General features: G+C 71.6%; 18 protein-coding genes. 1 reads left to right on the plus strand and 17 read right to left on the minus strand.

Annotated features, from left to right (window positions below; all coding sequences use genetic code 11):
• Positions 1-744: 744 nt before the first annotated feature.
• The 13 genes from ABZS80_RS13815 to glyA form a co-directional block, all read right to left on the minus strand.
• Positions 745-1,200: a DUF2550 domain-containing protein gene (locus ABZS80_RS13815; protein ID WP_151461937.1), complete on the minus strand. Its 456-nt coding sequence runs from the start codon at positions 1,198-1,200 to the stop codon at positions 745-747.
• Positions 1,201-1,212: 12 nt separating this feature from the next.
• Positions 1,213-1,491 (minus strand): F0F1 ATP synthase subunit epsilon, encoded by a 279-nt coding sequence (locus tag ABZS80_RS13820; protein WP_091318756.1) that lies wholly within the window; start codon positions 1,489-1,491, stop codon positions 1,213-1,215.
• A gap of 136 nt (positions 1,492-1,627) precedes the next feature.
• The gene (locus ABZS80_RS13825; RefSeq protein WP_355056047.1) at positions 1,628-2,770 is read right to left on the minus strand and encodes an LCP family protein; all 1,143 of its coding nucleotides are present in this window, start codon (positions 2,768-2,770) and stop codon (positions 1,628-1,630) included.
• 216 nt (positions 2,771-2,986) lie between these two features.
• Positions 2,987-4,423, minus strand: coding sequence for a F0F1 ATP synthase subunit beta (gene atpD / locus ABZS80_RS13830; protein WP_355056048.1), 1,437 nt, complete (start codon positions 4,421-4,423; stop codon positions 2,987-2,989).
• Positions 4,423-5,352, minus strand: a complete 930-nt coding sequence (locus ABZS80_RS13835) for a F0F1 ATP synthase subunit gamma (protein WP_355056049.1) — start codon at positions 5,350-5,352, stop codon at positions 4,423-4,425. Before ABZS80_RS13835 ends, atpD begins: the two co-directional genes overlap by 1 nt.
• A 4-nt stretch (positions 5,353-5,356) precedes the next feature.
• A complete protein-coding gene (gene atpA / locus ABZS80_RS13840; RefSeq protein WP_355056050.1) occupies positions 5,357-7,009 on the minus strand; it encodes a F0F1 ATP synthase subunit alpha in 1,653 nt (550 codons plus the stop codon).
• An 85-nt stretch (positions 7,010-7,094) separates the two neighbouring features.
• Complete coding sequence (locus tag ABZS80_RS13845) at positions 7,095-7,916, minus strand: F0F1 ATP synthase subunit delta (RefSeq protein ID WP_355056051.1); 822 nt, start codon at positions 7,914-7,916, stop codon at positions 7,095-7,097.
• Positions 7,916-8,455 (minus strand): F0F1 ATP synthase subunit B, encoded by a 540-nt coding sequence (locus tag ABZS80_RS13850; protein ID WP_154228419.1) that lies wholly within the window; start codon positions 8,453-8,455, stop codon positions 7,916-7,918. The genes ABZS80_RS13845 and ABZS80_RS13850 overlap by 1 nt, the downstream gene beginning before the upstream one ends.
• A gap of 28 nt (positions 8,456-8,483) precedes the next feature.
• Positions 8,484-8,720, minus strand: a complete 237-nt coding sequence (locus ABZS80_RS13855; RefSeq protein ID WP_151461930.1) for a F0F1 ATP synthase subunit C — start codon at positions 8,718-8,720, stop codon at positions 8,484-8,486.
• Positions 8,721-8,788: 68 nt separating this feature from the next.
• Complete coding sequence (gene atpB, locus ABZS80_RS13860) at positions 8,789-9,586, minus strand: F0F1 ATP synthase subunit A (RefSeq protein ID WP_355056052.1); 798 nt, start codon at positions 9,584-9,586, stop codon at positions 8,789-8,791.
• Between the two features lie 11 nt (positions 9,587-9,597).
• Positions 9,598-9,834 carry a hypothetical protein gene (locus ABZS80_RS13865; RefSeq protein WP_151461928.1) on the minus strand — a complete coding sequence of 79 codons (237 nt, stop codon included), beginning with the start codon at positions 9,832-9,834 and terminating at the stop codon, positions 9,598-9,600.
• 174 nt (positions 9,835-10,008) lie between these two features.
• A complete protein-coding gene (locus ABZS80_RS13870) occupies positions 10,009-10,440 on the minus strand; it encodes a hypothetical protein (RefSeq protein ID WP_355056053.1) in 432 nt (143 codons plus the stop codon).
• Positions 10,433-11,722, minus strand: coding sequence for a serine hydroxymethyltransferase (gene glyA, locus ABZS80_RS13875; RefSeq protein ID WP_355056054.1), 1,290 nt, complete (start codon positions 11,720-11,722; stop codon positions 10,433-10,435). The genes ABZS80_RS13870 and glyA overlap by 8 nt, the downstream gene beginning before the upstream one ends.
• A gap of 35 nt (positions 11,723-11,757) precedes the next feature.
• Between glyA and ABZS80_RS13880 the strand changes: the two genes are divergently transcribed.
• The gene (locus ABZS80_RS13880; RefSeq protein WP_355056055.1) at positions 11,758-13,227 is read left to right on the plus strand and encodes an SDR family oxidoreductase; all 1,470 of its coding nucleotides are present in this window, start codon (positions 11,758-11,760) and stop codon (positions 13,225-13,227) included.
• Positions 13,228-13,236: 9 nt separating this feature from the next.
• On the opposite strand, the gene ABZS80_RS13885 is transcribed toward ABZS80_RS13880, so the two are convergent.
• The 4 genes from ABZS80_RS13885 to prmC form a co-directional block, all read right to left on the minus strand.
• The gene (locus ABZS80_RS13885) at positions 13,237-15,348 is read right to left on the minus strand and encodes a transglycosylase domain-containing protein (RefSeq protein ID WP_355056056.1); all 2,112 of its coding nucleotides are present in this window, start codon (positions 15,346-15,348) and stop codon (positions 13,237-13,239) included.
• A 112-nt stretch (positions 15,349-15,460) separates the two neighbouring features.
• On the minus strand, positions 15,461-16,072 hold the full coding sequence (locus ABZS80_RS13890; protein ID WP_355056057.1) for a phosphotyrosine protein phosphatase: 612 nt from the start codon (positions 16,070-16,072) through the stop codon (positions 15,461-15,463).
• Positions 16,073-16,717 (minus strand): L-threonylcarbamoyladenylate synthase, encoded by a 645-nt coding sequence (locus tag ABZS80_RS13895; RefSeq protein ID WP_355056294.1) that lies wholly within the window; start codon positions 16,715-16,717, stop codon positions 16,073-16,075. It lies immediately after the preceding gene.
• A complete protein-coding gene (gene prmC / locus ABZS80_RS13900; RefSeq protein WP_355056058.1) occupies positions 16,717-17,664 on the minus strand; it encodes a peptide chain release factor N(5)-glutamine methyltransferase in 948 nt (315 codons plus the stop codon). Before prmC ends, ABZS80_RS13895 begins: the two co-directional genes overlap by 1 nt.
• Positions 17,665-17,679 lie beyond the last annotated feature (15 nt).

Here is a 17,679-nt window from a genome sequence, read left to right on the forward strand (position 1 = left end):
TGAGGGTGGTGTGCGCAAGCACCGTCAGGCGCTCAAAGGGAAAGTCTTGGGGGGATCATCCGGCGCGCGGGGCGGGGCCTCTTCGCAGCGCCGGGACCATGTACAACGACCGGCCGGCCACCGTCATTCCCGGCCGGGCAGTCCCGCCTCGGCGGGCGGTCACCGGGGCCGGTCACGCCAGGGGGCGGGGTGGTCCTCGGTCGTTCACCCGTATACAACGACCCCCGCCCGCCCACCATTCCGCCGCCAGGGTGCCGCCGGCCACCCGACGAACCGGACACGGCGCCCACCCCGGGACCGTCGGTGGAACGCCATGGAGGTATCCCGGCCCCGGAGACACACATGGCGTTCCACCTAGGCTTGGGACCGGGTGCCGAGCCGGACATTTGCCCCAGAATGCCGGGCGACCGAGCGGGCCCGCCGGGGGTGATCGACTCCGGGTCGGTGAGGTGGCGGGGTCCGGCCCCGAGCGATAGGGCTACCCCGCCGAGCTGGAGTCGATCATGGAAGAGGGCGAGGTCTGGTTTCGCCTCATGAGGCGCGGACCAAACGCCGCCCGGGGCGCTCCGCCTTCACCTGGTCGACAGGCCCGGTTGACCGGATGAGATCGACTCCAGTTCGCCGAGGTGGCGGCATCCGGCGCCGCCCGATAGCGCCAGCTCGGCGAGGCGGAGTGGATCATGAGACCGGACCGGACCGGACCGGACCGGAGACGGGCGGGCAGGGCGGGCAGGGCGGGGCGGGTCAGGCGGCGGGCCAGTCCTGGGAGGCCAGACGCGGCGAGGCCGCCCCGGGTGGGGCGGCCTCGAGCCAGGAGAGGAAACCGGTGACCGTGGACCGTGCCATGGCGATCTCGACCGGGGCGTGGTTGCTGGTGCAGCGCACGATCACCCAGTCGGCCGGCATGGAGAGCCGTTCCTGGCCCTCGGGCAGCCGGCGCCGCTCCACGGCGAGCGTCTTGCGGGAGAGCACCCGCTTGGGACGCAGGGCGAAGCTGAACATGCGGTACCAGCGGAGTTCGTCACCGACGAAACGGCCGAAGCCGGGTGACCAGCCTCGGCCGTCGAGGATCGTGGACACCCGGACGCTGAGCCGGATGATGCCACCGCTGCGGGTGAACAGGGCCCGCCGGATGAAGAGGATCAGAAGCGCCGCGGCGATGACCGCTACGCCGATTCCGATCCCTTCCACGATCTCCATCGGCGGGTCGGCTCAGCGGGCCGGAGTGGCCGGGGTGGCGCTCTCGGCGAGGACGGTCACGCCCTCACCGGACACCGACAGGAAACCGCCCGCCACGTCGTACGCGAGCTGCTCGCCGCCGGCCTGCTTGATGCGGACCTGGCTGGGTTCCGCGAGCTGGCCGAGCAGGGGCGCGTGCCCCGGCAGCACACCCAGCTCACCTTCGGTCGTGCGGGCGACGACCATTTCGGCCTCGCCGGACCAGACCTTCTCCTCGACGGCTACGAGCTCGACGTGAAGCTGCTGTGCCACGCTGTCTCCTTGCTGCGGCGGCGGATTGCCGAAAGTCTAGTCGCGCCCCCGGAGCCCACCCAACGCGGGTCGGGAGAGCTGCGCCACGATCACGTCAACGGGCCCCGACCACCGCCGGGGCCCGTTGGCGCTCACGCTACTTGCTCTTCTGCTTGAAGTCGGGGTGCTCCAGCAGGAACGCGTCGACCTGCTCGTTGTGCAGGGCCGTGAAGAAGTCCTCGGCGGGCGGCAGCAGCTGCTCGCCCTGGTAGCCCCGGCTCGTCTCGACCGGGCCGCCGGGCAGCTTGATCGTCTCGATCGAGTCGGCCCGGATGCCCTTGAGTGCGAGGGCGAAGTCGACGACGCTGTTGCCCCGGCCGTTGAAGACCAGCGACTGGCCGGCCGCGCGGAGCACCCGGTCCAGCTTCACCGGGTTGGCCACCACGTCGGCGCTGAACGCCTGGCTCACCATCGCCTTGACGAACTGCTGCTGGTGCCGCTGTCGGCCGTAGTCGGCGTCGGGCACGCCGTTCTTCGGGTAGCGCTGCCGGACGTAGTCCAGCGCCTGCCAGCCCTTGAGGTGGGCGTTGCCCTTCTTGTAGACGGCCTGCGGGCCGAGGTAGCCCCCGCCGCCCGGCTTGAGCTGGCGCGGCGTGCCGTCCGGCTGCAGGTGCTCGGACTTGACCTCGCGCTCGATGGTCATGTCGACGCCGCCCATGGCGTCGACGATCTTCTTGAAGCCGGTGAAGTTGATGATCGCCCCGGCGTCGAAGCGCTCGATCCCGGTGACCTCCTGCACGGTCCTGGCGAGCAGCTCGAAGCCCTGCGCCGCGCTCGGGTTCTGCCCGGGCACCACGCTGCCGTGCGACATGGCGGCGTTGATCCGGTCGGTGCCGCCGGCGTAGTCGGCCTTGGTGAACTCGGGGATCTCCACCCGCAGGTCGCGCGGGAGCGAGAAGAGGTAGCCCCGGTCCATGCCGGCCGGCACGTGCAGGATCATGATCGAGTCGGCGAGCGGGCGGGCCTTCGCGTTGCGGGGGTCGACGCCCACCAGCAGGATGTTCAGCGGGCCCTTGATGTCGCTCTTCTTCTCCTTGGCCCCGGCCGCCTGGTCACCGAAGAGGTCGCCCTTGCCGACCGCACCCTCGTAGCGGGCGACCAGCGCGTGGTAGCCCACCAGCACGGAGCCGCTGAGCACCATCATGACGACGCCGAGGATGGTGCAGACCCGGGCCCAGCGCGGCACGCCACGCCACCGGGACCGCTTGCCGCGGTCCGTGCCGGCCTTACCCACGAGCATCTCCAATCGTCACGCCCACGACTGGTAGACGGGCGCAGGGATCCGTTTCGTTGCAGAGATCAACGCCCGTGATGTGAACGTCGTGTCACGAACGGTACCGCGCGGTATGGCGGACCGCTTGTCCGCGAACCGGGCATCTGGTGACGAGGGGCCGTGAACAGGCAGAGGCCGCCCCGACATCCGTCGGGGCGGCCTCTGTGGAGTGTGATCGGGCTCTCAGCCCTCCATCAGCTCCTTGGCCTTCTTCTCGAGGTCCTCGAGACCGCCGCACATGAAGAACGCCTGCTCGGGGAAGTGGTCGTACTCGCCCTCGCTGATCTTCTTGAACGCCTCGATGGTCTCCTTGATCGGGACCGTCGAGCCCGGCACGCCGGTGAACTGCTCGGCGGCGTAGGTGTTCTGCGACAGGAAGCGCTCGATCCGGCGGGCCCGGCCCACCGTGACCTTGTCCTCCTCGGAGAGCTCCTCGATGCCGAGGATGGCGATGATGTCCTGCAGGTCCTTGTAGCGCTGCAGGATCCGCTTCACCTCGGTGGCGACCTGGAAGTGCTCGGCGCCGACGAACTCCGGGGCGAGGATCCGGGACGAGGACGCCAGCGGGTCCACGGCCGGGTAGATGCCCTTGTCGGAGATCGACCGCTCCAGGTTGGTGGTCGCGTCCAGGTGGGCGAACGTGGTGGCCGGCGCCGGGTCGGTGTAGTCGTCGGCGGGCACGTAGATCGCCTGCATCGAGGTGATGGCCTGGCCCCGGACGGAGGTGATCCGCTCCTGGAGCTCGCCCATCTCGTCGGCCAGGGTCGGCTGGTAACCCACGGCGCTCGGCATGCGGCCGAGCAGCGTGGAGACCTCGGAACCGGCCTGGGTGAAGCGGAAGATGTTGTCGATGAAGAGCAGCACCTCCTGCTTCTTCACGTCGCGGAAGTACTCGGCCATGGTCAGCGCGGAGAGCGCCACCCGCAGCCGGGTGCCCGGCGGCTCGTCCATCTGGCCGTAGACCAGCGCGGTCTTGTCGATGACGCCGGACTCGGTCATCTCGGCGATGAGGTCGTTGCCCTCGCGGGTGCGCTCACCCACGCCGGCGAAGACCGAGGTGCCACCGAAGTTCCGGGCGACACGGGTGATCATCTCCTGGATGAGCACCGTCTTGCCCACGCCCGCGCCGCCGAACAGGCCGATCTTGCCGCCCTTGACGTACGGGGCGAGCAGGTCGATGACCTTGATGCCGGTCTCCAGCATCTCGGTCTTCGGCTCCAGGTCCGCGAAGGCCGGAGCCTTGCGGTGGATGCCCCACCGGTCGTCGGCCTGGATGGTCTCACCCTCGGTGAGGTTGAGGCACTCGCCGATCGCGTTGAACACGTGACCCTTGACCGCGTCGCCCACCGGCACGGTGATCGGCGAGCCGGAGTCGCGCACCTCCGCGCCGCGGACCAGGCCGTCCGTCGGCTGCATCGAGATGGCGCGGATCATGTTGTCACCCAGGTGCTGGGCGACCTCCAGGGTCAGCGTCTTCTCACCGCCGGACAGGTTCACGTCGACGTTCAGGGCGTTGAACAGGGCCGGCATGGCGTCGCGCGGGAACTCGGCGTCGACGACCGGGCCGATGACCCGGACCACGCGACCCGTGGCCGTCTTGGTCTCTACTGGGGCAGTCATCACACTTCACTTCCCGACGCGGCAAGCGCGTTCGCGCCGCCGACGATCTCGCTGATCTCCTGGGTGATCCCGGCCTGGCGGGCCGTGTTCATCTCACGCGTGTACTTCTCGATCATCTCTTCGGCGTTGTCGGTGGCGCTCTTCATCGCCCGCCGCCGGGCCGCCGACTCGCTCGCCGCCGACTCGATCAACGCCGCGTAGATCCGCGTGTTGATGTACTTCGGCAGCAGCGCGTCGAGCAGCACCTCCGCCTCCGGCTCGAACTCGTAGGCCGGCAACAGCCCCTCGGAGCGCGGCCGATCCTCGACCTGCATCGGCCCGATGATCTTGGCGACCGGGGTCTGGGTCATCAGCGAGTGGAACTCGGTGTAGACGATGTGCAGCTCGTCGATGCCGAGCACCCCGTCCACCCCGGCGCCGCCGTCGACGTCGTCCGCACCGGCCGTGAACGCCTTGATCAGCGTCTCGCCCACGGTGCGGGCGTCGGCGAACGCCGGCTGCTCGCTGAACCCGGTCCAGCTCTCCTCGATCGGCCGGTCGCGGAACCGGTAGAACCCGACGCCCTTGCGCCCGACGACGTAGAGCACCGGCTCCTTGCCATCGGCCCGGAGCCGGGCGATCAGCGACTCGGCCGTCTTGATCGCGTTGGAGCTGTAGCCGCCGGCCAGGCCACGGTCGCTGGTGACCAGCAGGACACCCGCCCGCCGCACCCGCTCGCGCGGGGTGAGCAGCGGGTGGTCGATCCGTGCGTTGGACGCCAGCGCCGTGAGCACACCGGTGATGGCCTGGGCGTACGGCAGGGACGCCTCCACCCGGGCCTGGGCCTTGGCGATCCGGCTCGTCGCCACGAGCTCCATCGCCTTGGTGATCTTCTTCATCGACTTCGCCGAGCGGATTCGTTGACGAAGAACGCGTACCTGGGCCGCCATGGGATCAGCTCTCGGCCGGGCGGTCGGTCGCGCCGTCGCGGAAGCGGGTCACCGTCTCGCGGTTCTCGTCACCCTCCAGCGGCGCGGCCGGCGCGTCGTTGACCCGACGCTCGTCCTCCTTGCCGAGGAAGACCTGCTTGAACTCGGTGATCGCCGCGTCCAGGGAGCCGGTGATGTCGTCGCCCCACTGGTTGTCGGCGATCCCGGCCAGCACACCCTCGTGCTTGTGCCGCAGGTACTGGAGGAACTCCGACTCGAAGCGCCGGACCTCACCCACCGGGATGTCGTCCAGCTTGCCCTCGACGCCGGCCCAGACGGAGACGACCTCCTCCTGCACCGGGTACGGCGAGTAGTTCGGCTGCTTGAGCAGCTCGACCAGGCGGACGCCGCGGTCCAGCTGGGCCCGGGAGGCCTTGTCCAGGTCGGAGGCGAAGGCGGCGAACGCCTCCAGCTCGCGGTACTGGGCCAGGTTGAGCCGCAGCGAACCGGCAACCTTGCGCATCGGCTTCACCTGGGCGGCGCCACCGACCCGGGAGACCGAGGTGCCGACGTTGATGGCCGGCCGGACGCCCTGGTTGAACAGGTCGGTCTCGAGGAAGATCTGGCCGTCGGTGATCGAGATGACGTTGGTCGGGATGAAGGCCGAGATGTCGCTGGCCTTCGTCTCGATGATCGGCAGACCGGTCATCGAGCCGCCACCCAGCTCGTCGGAGAGCTTCGCGCAGCGCTCCAGCAGGCGGGAGTGCAGGTAGAAGACGTCACCCGGGTACGCCTCGCGGCCCGGCGGGCGACGCAGCAGCAGCGACACGGCGCGGTACGCCTCGGCCTGCTTGCTCAGGTCGTCGAAGACGATCAGGACGTGCTTGCCGCCGTACATCCAGTGCTGCCCGATGGACGAGCCGGTGTAGGGGGCGATGTACTTGAAGCCGGCCGGGTCCGACGCCGGGGAGGCCACGATGGTGGTGTACTCCATCGCGCCGGCCTCTTCCAGCTGGCCCTTGATCGAAGCGATCGTGGAGGCCTTCTGGCCGATGGCGACGTAGATGCAGCGGACCTGCTTCTTCGGGTCGCCGGAGCGCCAGTTCTCCCGCTGGTTGAGGATCGCGTCCAGGGCGACAGTGGTCTTGCCGGTCTTCCGGTCACCGATGATCAGCTGCCGCTGGCCCCGGCCGATCGGCGTCATGGCGTCGATCGCCTTGATACCGGTCTGCAGCGGCTCGAACACCGACTGCCGGGCCATCACGTTCGGAGCCTGCAGCTCCAGCTCGCGGTAGCCCTCGTCGGCGATGTCGCCGAGGCCGTCGATCGGCTGGCCGAGCGCGTCGACCACGCGGCCGAGGAAGGCGTCGCCGACCGGCACTGAAAGCACCCGGTCGGTGCGCTTGACCCGCTGCCCCTCCTCGAGCTTGGCGGAGTCACCGAGAACGACGACGCCGATCTCCCGGACGTCGAGGTTCAGCGCCACGCCGAGCGTGCCGTCCTCGAACTCCAGCAGCTCGTTGGTCTTGGTCGAAGGCAGGCCCTCGACGTGGGCGATGCCGTCGCCGGTGTCGGAGACGGTGCCGACCTCCTCGCGGGAGACGTCGGTCGAGTAGGAGGAGACGTAGCGCTCCAGGGCGCCGCGGATCTCCTCCGTCGAGATGGTCAGCTCGGCCATCCTCTGCTTCCTTAAGTATCAGGGGCCCGGGATACCTAGTACCGACCGGTCCGATGGCGTCGAATCAGGGCTGCTAAGACGCTGATCAGCGCTTCGCGAGCGCGTTGCGGGTCTCGTTGAGGCGGCGCAGGACGGTGCCGTCGTACAGGTCGGAGCCGACCCGCACACTCACTCCGCCGAGCACGTCGGGGTTCACCGTCTGCTTGACGGAGACCTCCCGACCGTACATCTGGGTCAGGCGGGCACCCAGGCGTCGCTCCTCCTCGTCACTCAGCGGGGCCGCCACGGTCACATACGCGACCTGGCGGTCCTGCCGGTCGGCGGCCAGCTCGACCAGCCGGGTGAGCGCCCCGGTGAAGGAGCGTCCCCCGAAGCCGGCGAGCGCGGCCCCGACGAGGTAGCCGGTAATCGGCCGGGCCTTGTCGGCGAGCAGCTGGTCGGCCAGGGTGGCCCGCTGCCCGGCCGGGGCCATCGAGTCGGAGAGCGCGCTGGACAGCTCCGGGGAGCCGGAGACGACCTGCCCGAAGCGGAACAGCTCGTCCTCGACCTCGCCCAGCTCACCGGCCTTGTCGGCGCTCGCCAGGAGCGCCTCGACGCCCAGCCGCTCGGCGCCGTCGAGCAGTTCCGACGGAGCCGACCAGCGGCCGGAGACCAGCGAGGCGAGCAGGTCGAGCGCGTCGGCGCCGATCTTGCCGCGCAGCATGTCGCCGAGCAGGCCGGCCCGATCCGACCCGGACCGGGCCGGGTCGGAGAGCGCCCGGCGCAGCCGCGGCTCGCGCCGCAGCAGGGCGGCGACGGAGAGGATGTCGTCGGCGGCGGTGGCCACCGCCGACGGCTCCGCGCCGCGGGCGTACTCGTCGAGGCGGTCCGCCGCGACCTTGTACGACTCCCGGCTGGCGGCCTGCATCAGCGGGCCCCCGTGCTCTCGAGACCGCTCAGGAACCGGTCCACGGTGCCCTTGCGACGCGCCTCGTCGGCGAGCGACTCACCGACGATCCGGCTGGCCAGGTCGACCGCGATGGTGCCCACCTCGGTGCGCAGCTCGCGCACGATGGTGGCCCGCTCCGCGGCGAGCTGCTCCTTGCCGGCCGCGATGATCCGGTCGGACTCCTCGCGCGCCTTGGCGAGGATGTCCTGGCGGATGCCCTCGGCGTCGGCCCGGGCGTCGTCGCGGATCTTGGCGGCGTCGGTACGCGCCTCCGCGAGCTGGGCCCGGTACTGCTCGAGCAGCTGGTTCGCCTCGGCCTGGGCGGCCTCGGCGCGCTTGATGCCGCCCTCGATCGCGTCGACCCGGGCCTGGAACGTCTGCTCCATGCGCGGGAAGACGAACTTCATCAGCACGAAGCAGAGCACGATGAAGGCGATGCCACCGACCACGATCTCTTCCCAGGCGGGAATGATCGGGTTGTGGGCCGCTTCACCACCCTCAGCGGCGAGGAAGTACATGGGAAACCTCCCGGTCAGAGGGGGTGGATCAGGCGGCGGTGCCGGCCCAGATGAAGCCGAAGGCGATGCCCAGCAGCGCGAGCGCCTCGATGACGGCGAAGCCGATCCAGACGTACGGGAGGGTCATCCGGGACGACTCCGGCTGGCGGGCCGTCGACTGGATGTAGGCCGAGAAGACCAGGCCCACGCCGATGCCCGGGCCGATGGCGGCCAGGCCGTAACCGATGGCAGCGGTGCTGCCCGTTACCTCGGCAAGGATGCTCATTGCGGTTCCTCCTGGTTATCACGCGTGACGGTCACGCGGGACGACAACGGTTGGTGCGAAAGTGTGGATCAGTGCTCTTCGGCGAGCGCACCCTGCACGTAGCTGGCGGTCAGCACCGTGAAGACGTACGCCTGCAGACAGATCACCAGGAACTCGAGGAAGGTCAGCGCGATCGTCATCACCCAGGACAGCACCGAGACCGGCGCCAGCCAGGTGTTGGCGCTGATCATGGCGAAGCCGCCGAGCGTGAAGACCAGCAGGAGCATGTGGCCGGCGAACATGTTCGCGAAGAGACGAACGGCCAGCGAGAACGGCCGGACCAGGAACGTCGAGAAGAACTCGATCGGGATCAGCAGCGGCAGGATGTACCAGGGCGCCGGCGGGATCAGGGAGTTCTTGAAGTACTTGACGAAGCCGTGGTGCCGGATGCCGATCCAGTTGAACATCACGTAGCTGATCACGGCGAGGAAGGCCGGGAACGCGATGTGCGAGTTCGGCGAGATCTGGAAGAACGGGATGATCGCGAACGCGTTGGTCAGCAGGATGAAGCAGAAGAGCGTGGTGAAGTACGGCGCGAACCGCACGCCCGCGTGCCCGATCATGTCGACCGCGATGTTGTTCCGGACGAAGCCGTAGATCGACTCGGCGAACCACTGCTTCTTCGTCGGCACCAGCTTCGGGTTGCGGTAGCTGAGCAGGAAGAACAGGATCAGGACCCCGACGGCCAGCCAGACCATCAGCGTGATCTTGGTGACCCAGTAGTTGTCGTGCGCACCCCAGGGCAGGATGCTGGGCAGGTAGAAGTCCTCCACACTGGGTGGGAATTCCGCCTGGCCCTGAGCCAGGACGTTCGCCTGTCCGAACACCGCGTCCCTTCCTAAGTAGGCGTGCCGAGTCGGCGGACGACCAGGATGATTCCCCCGGCCATGCCGAGCACGACGCCGATCCCGGTGGCGATGCCGCCGAGGTCGAGCCACTGGTCGACCAGCCAGCCGATGAAGCCCCACACGAGCATGCCTCCGATGAGGTAGCTGAGCGCGGTCCAACCCTGGCCGGCACCGGACGGATCGTCGCCCGGGCCGCCAGTGCTGGGGGGTTTCTGGTCACCGGCCATGACGGGGCGAACGATATCAGTCGAGCCGAAGAGGCTGTGCCTCACCCCCCGCACAACCTTGTTGTGTGGGACACGGGCGGGCGAAGTCGTCTGGAGGCACGCTACTCCCCTCCCGCCACTGAGAGAATGACCGATCGCGGACACACCCGCGCGCCGTCCGCAGACTGGGATCGGTCAGCGGTGGACGCGGCGGGCGTGCACCGTGGCCAGCCACCAGATGTGCACCCCGGTCCACACCACCACACCCGCGGCGATGCCGAGCGCGAACGGGACGAGCCCCGCCCATCCGGTCGACGCGACCAGCACCATCACCCCGCCGAGCAGGGTCATCTTGGCGATGTAGACACCCAGCCCGAACGGCAGCACGAGCTGGGGGTCCCGGGCGTCCGCCCAGGCCAGCACGACCGTGGTGAGCGTGTAGCTGACGGCGGTGACGGCCACCCCGGCCGCCGCGCCGAGCGCGCCGTCCGCGCCCCGGGCCAGCCCGCCGGCCACCGCCGCCACGGCGGCCATCAGCACCGAGGCGACCACCAGCACCGGCAGGTGGCGCAGCCGCCAGCCCCGGTCCGCGACCGCCTCCGCCGCGCGCGTCCCGGGCTCAGCCACGGGGGTACGCCGGGAAGGCCCCGACCAGCTCGGTCACGTCGCCGGCGATCCGGCCCAGCTCGTCCGCGCCCCCGGTCGACTCCGGGTCGGTACGCACCGCCCGGGCGATCAGCGTGGCGATCTGGCGCATCTCGCCCTCGCGCATGCCCTGGGTGGTGACGCTCGGCGTGCCGACCCGGATGCCGGAGGCGACCATCGGCTTCTGCGGGTCGTACGGGATGGCGTTCTTGTTCAGCGTGATGCCGGCGGCGTCGCAGCGCGCCTCGGCCGCGGCGCCGGTCACCCCGGTCTCCCGCAGGTCGATCAGGGCGAGGTGGGTGTCGGTGCCGCCGGACACCGGCCGCATGCCCTCGGCGGCGAGGCCGTCGGCGAGGGCCTGGGCGTTGCTGACCACCTGGGAGGCGTACGCCCGGAACTCGGGCTGGGCGGCCTCGCGGAGGGCGACCGCCTTGGCGGCGACCGCGTGCATCAGCGGGCCGCCCTGGGTGAACGGGAAGACGGCCTTGTCGATCCGGGCGGCCAGTGACTCCCGGCAGAGGATCATGCCGCCGCGCGGGCCGCGCAGCACCTTGTGGGTGGTGCAGGTGACCACGTCGGCGTGCGGGACCGGGGACGGGATCGCCCGGCCGGCGACCAGCCCGATGAAGTGCGCCGCGTCCACCATGAGGTAGGCCTCGACCTCGTCGGCGATCGCCCGGAACCGGGCGAAGTCGATGAGCCGCGGGTACGCCGTCGCGCCGCAGATGATGAGCTTCGGACGGTGCGCCAGGGCCAGGTCGCGCACCTCGTCGTAGTCGATCAGCTCGCTGTCCGGCCGGACGGTGTAGCCGACCGGGTGGAACCACTTGCCGGAGAAGTTCACCCGGCTGCCGTGGGTGAGGTGCCCGCCGTGCGGCAGGTCCATGGCCAGCACGGTGTCGCCGGGCTGCACCAGGGCGGCGTACGCGGCCAGGTTGGCGCTCGCGCCGGAGTGCGGCTGGAGGTTGGCGTGCTCGGCGCCGAACAGTTCCTTCGCCCGGGCGATGCCGAGCTCCTCGGCGCGGTCCACCTCGGCGCAGCCGCCGTAGTAGCGGCGACCCGGGTAGCCCTCGGCGTACTTGTTGGTCAGGGTGGAGCCCAGGGCGGCCAGCACCGCCGGCGAGGTGAGGTTCTCGCTGGCGATCAGTTGCAGGCCGCCGCGCAGCCGCGCCAACTCCCCCAGCACCACCTCGGCGATCTCCGGATCGGCGGCGCTGAGCTGCTGGAAGTCCGGCCCCCAGAAGGTGTCCCTCGCGTTCTCCACAGCGAAGGAGTCTACGGAGCCGCAGACTGGAAGCTGTGAGATGCCTCGTCACCGGCGCCACGGGTTACATCGGGGGCCGCCTCGCACCCCGGTTGCTGGCCGACGGGCACACCGTCCGCTGCCTGGCCCGCAAGGCGGGGAAGCTGCGCGACGTGCCGTGGGCGTCCCGGGCCGAGATCGCCGAGGGCGACCTGCGCCGGCCGGACACGCTGCCGGCCGCGTTCGAGGGCGTGGACGTGGCGTACTACCTGGTCCACTCGCTCGGTCAGCGGAGCTTCGAGGCGGCCGACCGGGAGGCCGCGGTCAACTTCGCGGCCGCGGCCCGCGCCGCGGGCGTACGCCGGATCGTCTATCTGGGCGGGCCGGAGCCGGCGGCGGACCGCAAGGTCCCGTCGCCGCACCTGCGGTCGCGCGCGGAGGTCGGCCGGATCCTCCTGGACAGCGGGGTGCCGACGGCCGTGCTGCGGGCCGCGGTGATCATCGGGTCCGGCTCCGCCTCGTTCGAGATGCTCCGACACCTGACCGAGCGGCTGCCGGGCATGGTCACCCCGCGCTGGGTGCGCAACCGGATCCAGCCGATCGCCGTCCGCGACGTGCTGCGCTACCTGGTCGGCTGCGTCGACCTGCCGCCCGACGTGAACCGGGGGTTCGACATCGGCGGCCCGGAGGTGCTCACCTTCCAGCAGATGATGCAGCGGTACGCGCGGGTCGCCGGGCTGCGCCGCCGGGTCATCCTGCCGGTGCGGCCGCTGACCCCGGCGCTCTCCTCGTACTGGGTCGGCTGGGTGACGCCGGTGCCGAACTCGATCGCCCGGCCGCTGGTGGAGAGCCTGGTCCACGAGGCGGTCGCCGGCGAGCACGACATCGCCCGGTACGTGCCGGACCCGCCCGGCGGGCTGACCGGCTTCGACGAGGCGGTCACCCTGGCGCTGGCGAAGGTCCGCGACGGCCAGGTCGAGACCCGGTGGTCGACCGCGAGCGGACCGGATGCTCCGGCCGAGCCGCTGCCCAGCGATCCGCAGTGGTCCGGCGGGACGGCGTACACCGACGTGCGGGATCGGGCGGTGGACGCCCCGACGGCGGCGCTGTGGCGGGTCGTCGAGGGGGTCGGCGGCGAGCACGGCTGGTACTCGTTCCCGCTGGCCTGGTCCGTGCGGGGCTGGCTGGACCGGCTCATCGGCGGGGTGGGGCTGCGCCGGGGCCGGCGCGACCCGCACCGCCTCCAGGTGGGCGAGGCGCTGGACTTCTGGCGCGTCGAGGAGATCGTCCCCGGGGAGCTGCTGCGGCTGCGCGCCGAGATGCGGCTGCCCGGCCGCGCCTGGCTGGAGATGCGGGTCGAGCCGGCCGGCGACGGCCGCAGCCGGTACGTCCAGCGCGCCGTCTTCCTCCCCCAGGGCCTCCCCGGCCACCTCTACTGGGCCTCGGTGACCCCGTTCCACGCCGTCGTCTTCGGCGGCATGGCCCGCAACATCGCCCGCGGCGCCGAGCGGTCCGGTCCCCGCTGACCCCGGCGGTCAGTTGCCCGTGCGCGGGCTGGTGCGCTCGAAGGCCACCGTCTGGCTCGGCGGGACGAAGTCCAGGACGGGCTGGTCGCGCAACGCCCACGCGAGGAGGCGGCCCACGGCCTCGATCTGGCGGACCTGGACCCCGCCGCCCACGGCGTCCCGGGGATTGTCCGGGTTCGCCGCGATGGTCGCCACGGCGAGCTGCGGCGTGAAGGCGACCACCGTCTCCGTGGCGTTCCGCTCCGAACTGCCGGTCTTGCCGGCCAACGGCCGGCGCAGCCCCGGCTGGAGCTCCTCGGCGGTGCCGCCGTCGCAGCGGCGGTACATCGACTGGTCACCGACCGGACAGCGGGCCGCGTCCGTCGCCGCCCGGGCCACCTCGGTGTCGAGCACCTGCCGGCAGTCCGGGTTGCCGGCGGCCACCTTCCGGCCGGTCGGGTCGCTGATCGAGGTGATCGGGGTGGGCCGGCACCAGGTGCCCTCGGCGGCCACCGTGGCGTAGGCGTTGGCCAGGTCGAGCGGGGTGGTGGAGGAGACCCCCAGGGTGAACGGTCCCCAGTTCTTCGCGCCGTCCCGGGCCAGCTTGGCGTCCTCCGGTGAGCGGAACACGATGCCCAGCCGCTGGGCCATCTCCACCACCCGGTCGGCGCCGACCCGCTCGGTCAGCCAGGCGAAGTAGGTGTTCACCGACCGGCCGAACGCGTCCCACATGGTGCGGTCGCCGTCCATCCACGCCGGGTTGGCGTTCTCCGGGCACCAGTGGCCGCCGCAGCTCGCCGGACCGCCGTCGATCGGGTACCGGGTGACGAAGACGCCGGGAGCGTCGAACTCGGTGTTCAGCGGCAGACCGGACTCCAGCGCGGCCAGGACGGCGAAGAGCTTGAAGGTCGAGCCGGCCTGGTAGCCCTCGATGCCCGCACCGCCGGCGACCAGCTGGTTGACCGTGTTCGGGTAGTTCTGCCCGGCGGTCGGGTTCGGGGCCACGCTGTAGGCGCGGTTCACCGCCATGGCGAGCACCCGGCCGGTGCCCGGCTGCACCACCGCGGTCGGCGCGGCCCGCTGGTTGGTGTTCGGATAGATCCGCAGCACCTGCTCGACGGCCTTCGCCTGCACGTCCGCGTCGAGCGAGGAGACGATCGACCAGCCGCCGCGGCGCAGCGTGCGCTGCCGCTCGTCGACCGTCTTGCCGAAGGCGGGTTGCGCGTTCCACCACTGGGTGAACCAGTCGCAGAAGAAGCCCCAGTCGTTGTGCGCGGCGGGCACCGCGGTGCAGTCGTTCGGGGTGGCGCTGGGCTTGAGGTTGAGCTGCTCGGCCCTGGCCCGGGCGGCGTCCGCCTCGGCCACCTGGCCGGTCTCCACCATCCGGTCCAGCACGTACGCCCGGCGGCCCAGCGCCGAGTCGGCGTCACCGTTGATCGGGTCGTCGGTGTCGGGTGACCGGACCAGCCCGGCGAGCAGCGCCGACTGGGCCAGGGTGAGCTTGGCGGGCGTGGTGGAGAAGTAGCGCTTGCTGGCCGCCGCGATGCCGTACGCGCCGGCACCGAAGTAGGCGATGTTCAGGTAGCGGCCCAGGATCTCGTCCTTGCTGATCCGGCGTTCCAGGGCCAGCGCGTACCGCATCTCGCGGATCTTGCGGCCGAGGGTGATCTCGGTGGCCCTGGCCCGCTGCTCCTCGGTGAGCCGGGGGTCACCAGCCAGCGCGTTGCGCACGTACTGCATGGTCAGCGTGGAGGCGCCCTGCCGGGTGCCCTCCCGCCGGTTGGCCGTGAAGGCCCGTGCCACGCCGCGCACGTCGACGCCGTGGTGCTGGTAGAACCGGACGTCCTCGGCGGCCACGATGGCCTGGCGCATCACCGGCGCCACCTCGCCGACCGGCACGTCCACCCGGTCCTCGGTGTAGAACGAGGTGATCAGCGTGCGGCCGTCGCTGGCGTAGAGGTTGGAACGCTGGGCCGGCTGCGGCGTCTTCAGCGACTCCGGCAGCGCGGCGTAGGGCATCAGGTTCTTGAAGCCGAGCCCGAAGACCAGCGCCGCCGGCAGCGCGGCGGCGGCCAGGGCCAGTCCGGCGAGTACGCCGGCGAGCAGGACGGTGAACAGCTTGTCGAGATGGGCCCGGTTCATCAGCTCTCCCCGCAGGAGCCGGCCGTACGGACCCGTTCAGAATGACCGGAATCGGCGGTTTAGCCGCCATCTTCGGCGAAACGCGCAGGAAGTTCGCGAGAAAGGATGAACCTCAGGGGAGCAGCGCGGCGGCGAGCGGCTGAACGGTCTCCTCGATCTCGTCGGCCACCCGGCTGAAGCACTGGTCGCCGCGACCCCAGGGGTCGTCGAGGTCGTCGGTGGGCAGCGCGGTCGTGCCCTGCCGGGCCGCGTCCGCCGCCGCCACCAGCGCCACGCCCCGGGCGTACACCGCGTCGGGGGTGGCCTCCACCGGGGGCAGCCCGGCCCGGTCCAGCGCGCCGAGCAGCCGGCCGAACTCGCCCAGCACGAAGGTCCGCCCGGCCGCGTCCGGGCGCAGCGCCACCACGTACTCGTGCTGGTCGGCGGTGGCGGTGAGGACCAGGTCGGCGGCGTCGATGAGGTCGGAGCGGAGCCGGCGGGCGGCGAACCCGTCCACCGCGCCGCCGCGCGAGGTCACCTGCCGGGCGGCCGGCGGGTTCATCTCCTCGCCGGCGTGCCAGCCGCCGGTGCCGGCGCTGTGGCTGTGCACCAGCTCGTCGGAGCGGGCCGGGTCGGCGCCCAGCCGGCCCAACCGCTCCCGGACGGCCAGCACCAGCAGGCGCTCGGCCATCGGGGACCGGCAGATGTTGCCCATGCAGACGTGCAGCACGGTGAACGGCGGCACTCAGACCCCCCGCTCGTCGAGGATGTCCGGCACCACGTCGCGCAGCTTCTCCAGCGTCACCGCACCCTGGCGCAGCACGCGGGGCACCTCGCCGGTCAGGTCGACGATGGTGCTCGGCACCGGGTCGAGCGCCGGGCCGGCCTCCAGGTAGGCGCGGACGCCGTAACCGAGCTGGTCGCGGGCCTCCTCGGCGGTGAGCGCCGCGGGCTGGCCGACCTTGTTGGCCGAGGCCACTGCCATGGGGCCGGTCTCCCGCAGCACCTCCAGGGCCACCGGATGCAGCGGCATCCGCACCGCCACCGTGCCGCTGGAGTCGCCCAGGTCCCAGGCCAGGCTCGGCGAGTGCTCCACCACGATGGTCAGCGCGCCCGGCCAGAACGCCTCGACCAGCTCGCGGGCCGATCGGGGCAGCGAGAAGACCAGGCCGTCGAGGGTGTGCCGGGAACCGATCAGCACCGGCGGCGCCTGCCGCGCGCCGCCCTTGGCGTCCGCGAGGGCCTTGACCGCGTACGGGGTGAAGGCGTCGGCGCCGACGCCGTAGACCGTGTCGGTCGGCAGGACGACGAGTTCCCCGTTCTTGACCGCCTCGATGGCCGCCTCGATGCCGCGGTCCCGGTCTGCCGGCGACCGGCAGTCGTAGAGCATCACGAGGAGCCAGTCTGCCACGCCGGGGCGGCGTCGGCGTGCTGGCCGTCCGCCCGGCGGGACGCGGTCGCCCAGCGGGGCCGCCCGACGAGGTCATGGTGCTCCTCGACCCGCTCGTACCGGCCGTCGGCGGCGAGCAGCGCGGTCACCGCCGTGGCGTGGGTGTCGTCGTGCTCGACGCCGAGCACGCCGCCGGGGCGCAGCAGCGCGGCGGCCCGGCCCACCACCGGGCGGATCACGTCCAGCCCGTCCGCGCCGCCGAACACCGCCTCGTCCGGGTCGTGGCCGGCCACCTCGGGCGCCACCACCACCGACCGGGGCACGTACGGCGGGTTGCAGAGCAGCACGTCGACCCGGCCCACCAGGTCGGCCAGGAGCGCGGGATCGGTCACGTCGGCGGCGACCACCTCGATCGGCCGGTCCCCCGCCGCGGCCCGCTCGGCGGCGTTGCGGCGCAGCCAGTCCAGCGCCGCCGGGGACCGCTCCACGGCCACCACCCGCGCCGACGGCAGCTCCTGAGCGACCGCCAGCGCGATCGCGCCGGACCCGCTGCACAGGTCGACGACCACCGGCGCGGCCCACCGGCGCGCCTGCGCGATCCCCCAGCCGGCGAGCAGTTCGGTCTCCGGCCGGGGCACGAAGACGCCCGGGCCGACCGCCAGCTCCAGGTGGCGGAAGCCGGCGACGCCGGTGAGGTGCTGCAGGGGTTCCCGGGCGACCCGCCGGTCGACCAGCGTGTCGAGGCGGTCGCGCTGCGCCGGGGTGAAGCCGTCGGCCAGCGCCAGCCGGCCGCGCGGCACGTCCAGCACGTACGCGGCCAGCTGCTCGGCCTCGGCGCGGGCCGCCTCCACACCCGCCGCGGCCAGGGCGCGGGCCGCCCGGGCGACCACCAGTGAGGGGCGCTCGCGTTCTGACTCTTCGGACGGGTGTTGCGGGAGGGAGGTCACGACATAATCATGAAG

Source organism: Micromonospora sp. NPDC005305, assembly GCF_040607315.1.
Taxonomy (GTDB): domain Bacteria; phylum Actinomycetota; class Actinomycetes; order Mycobacteriales; family Micromonosporaceae; genus Micromonospora.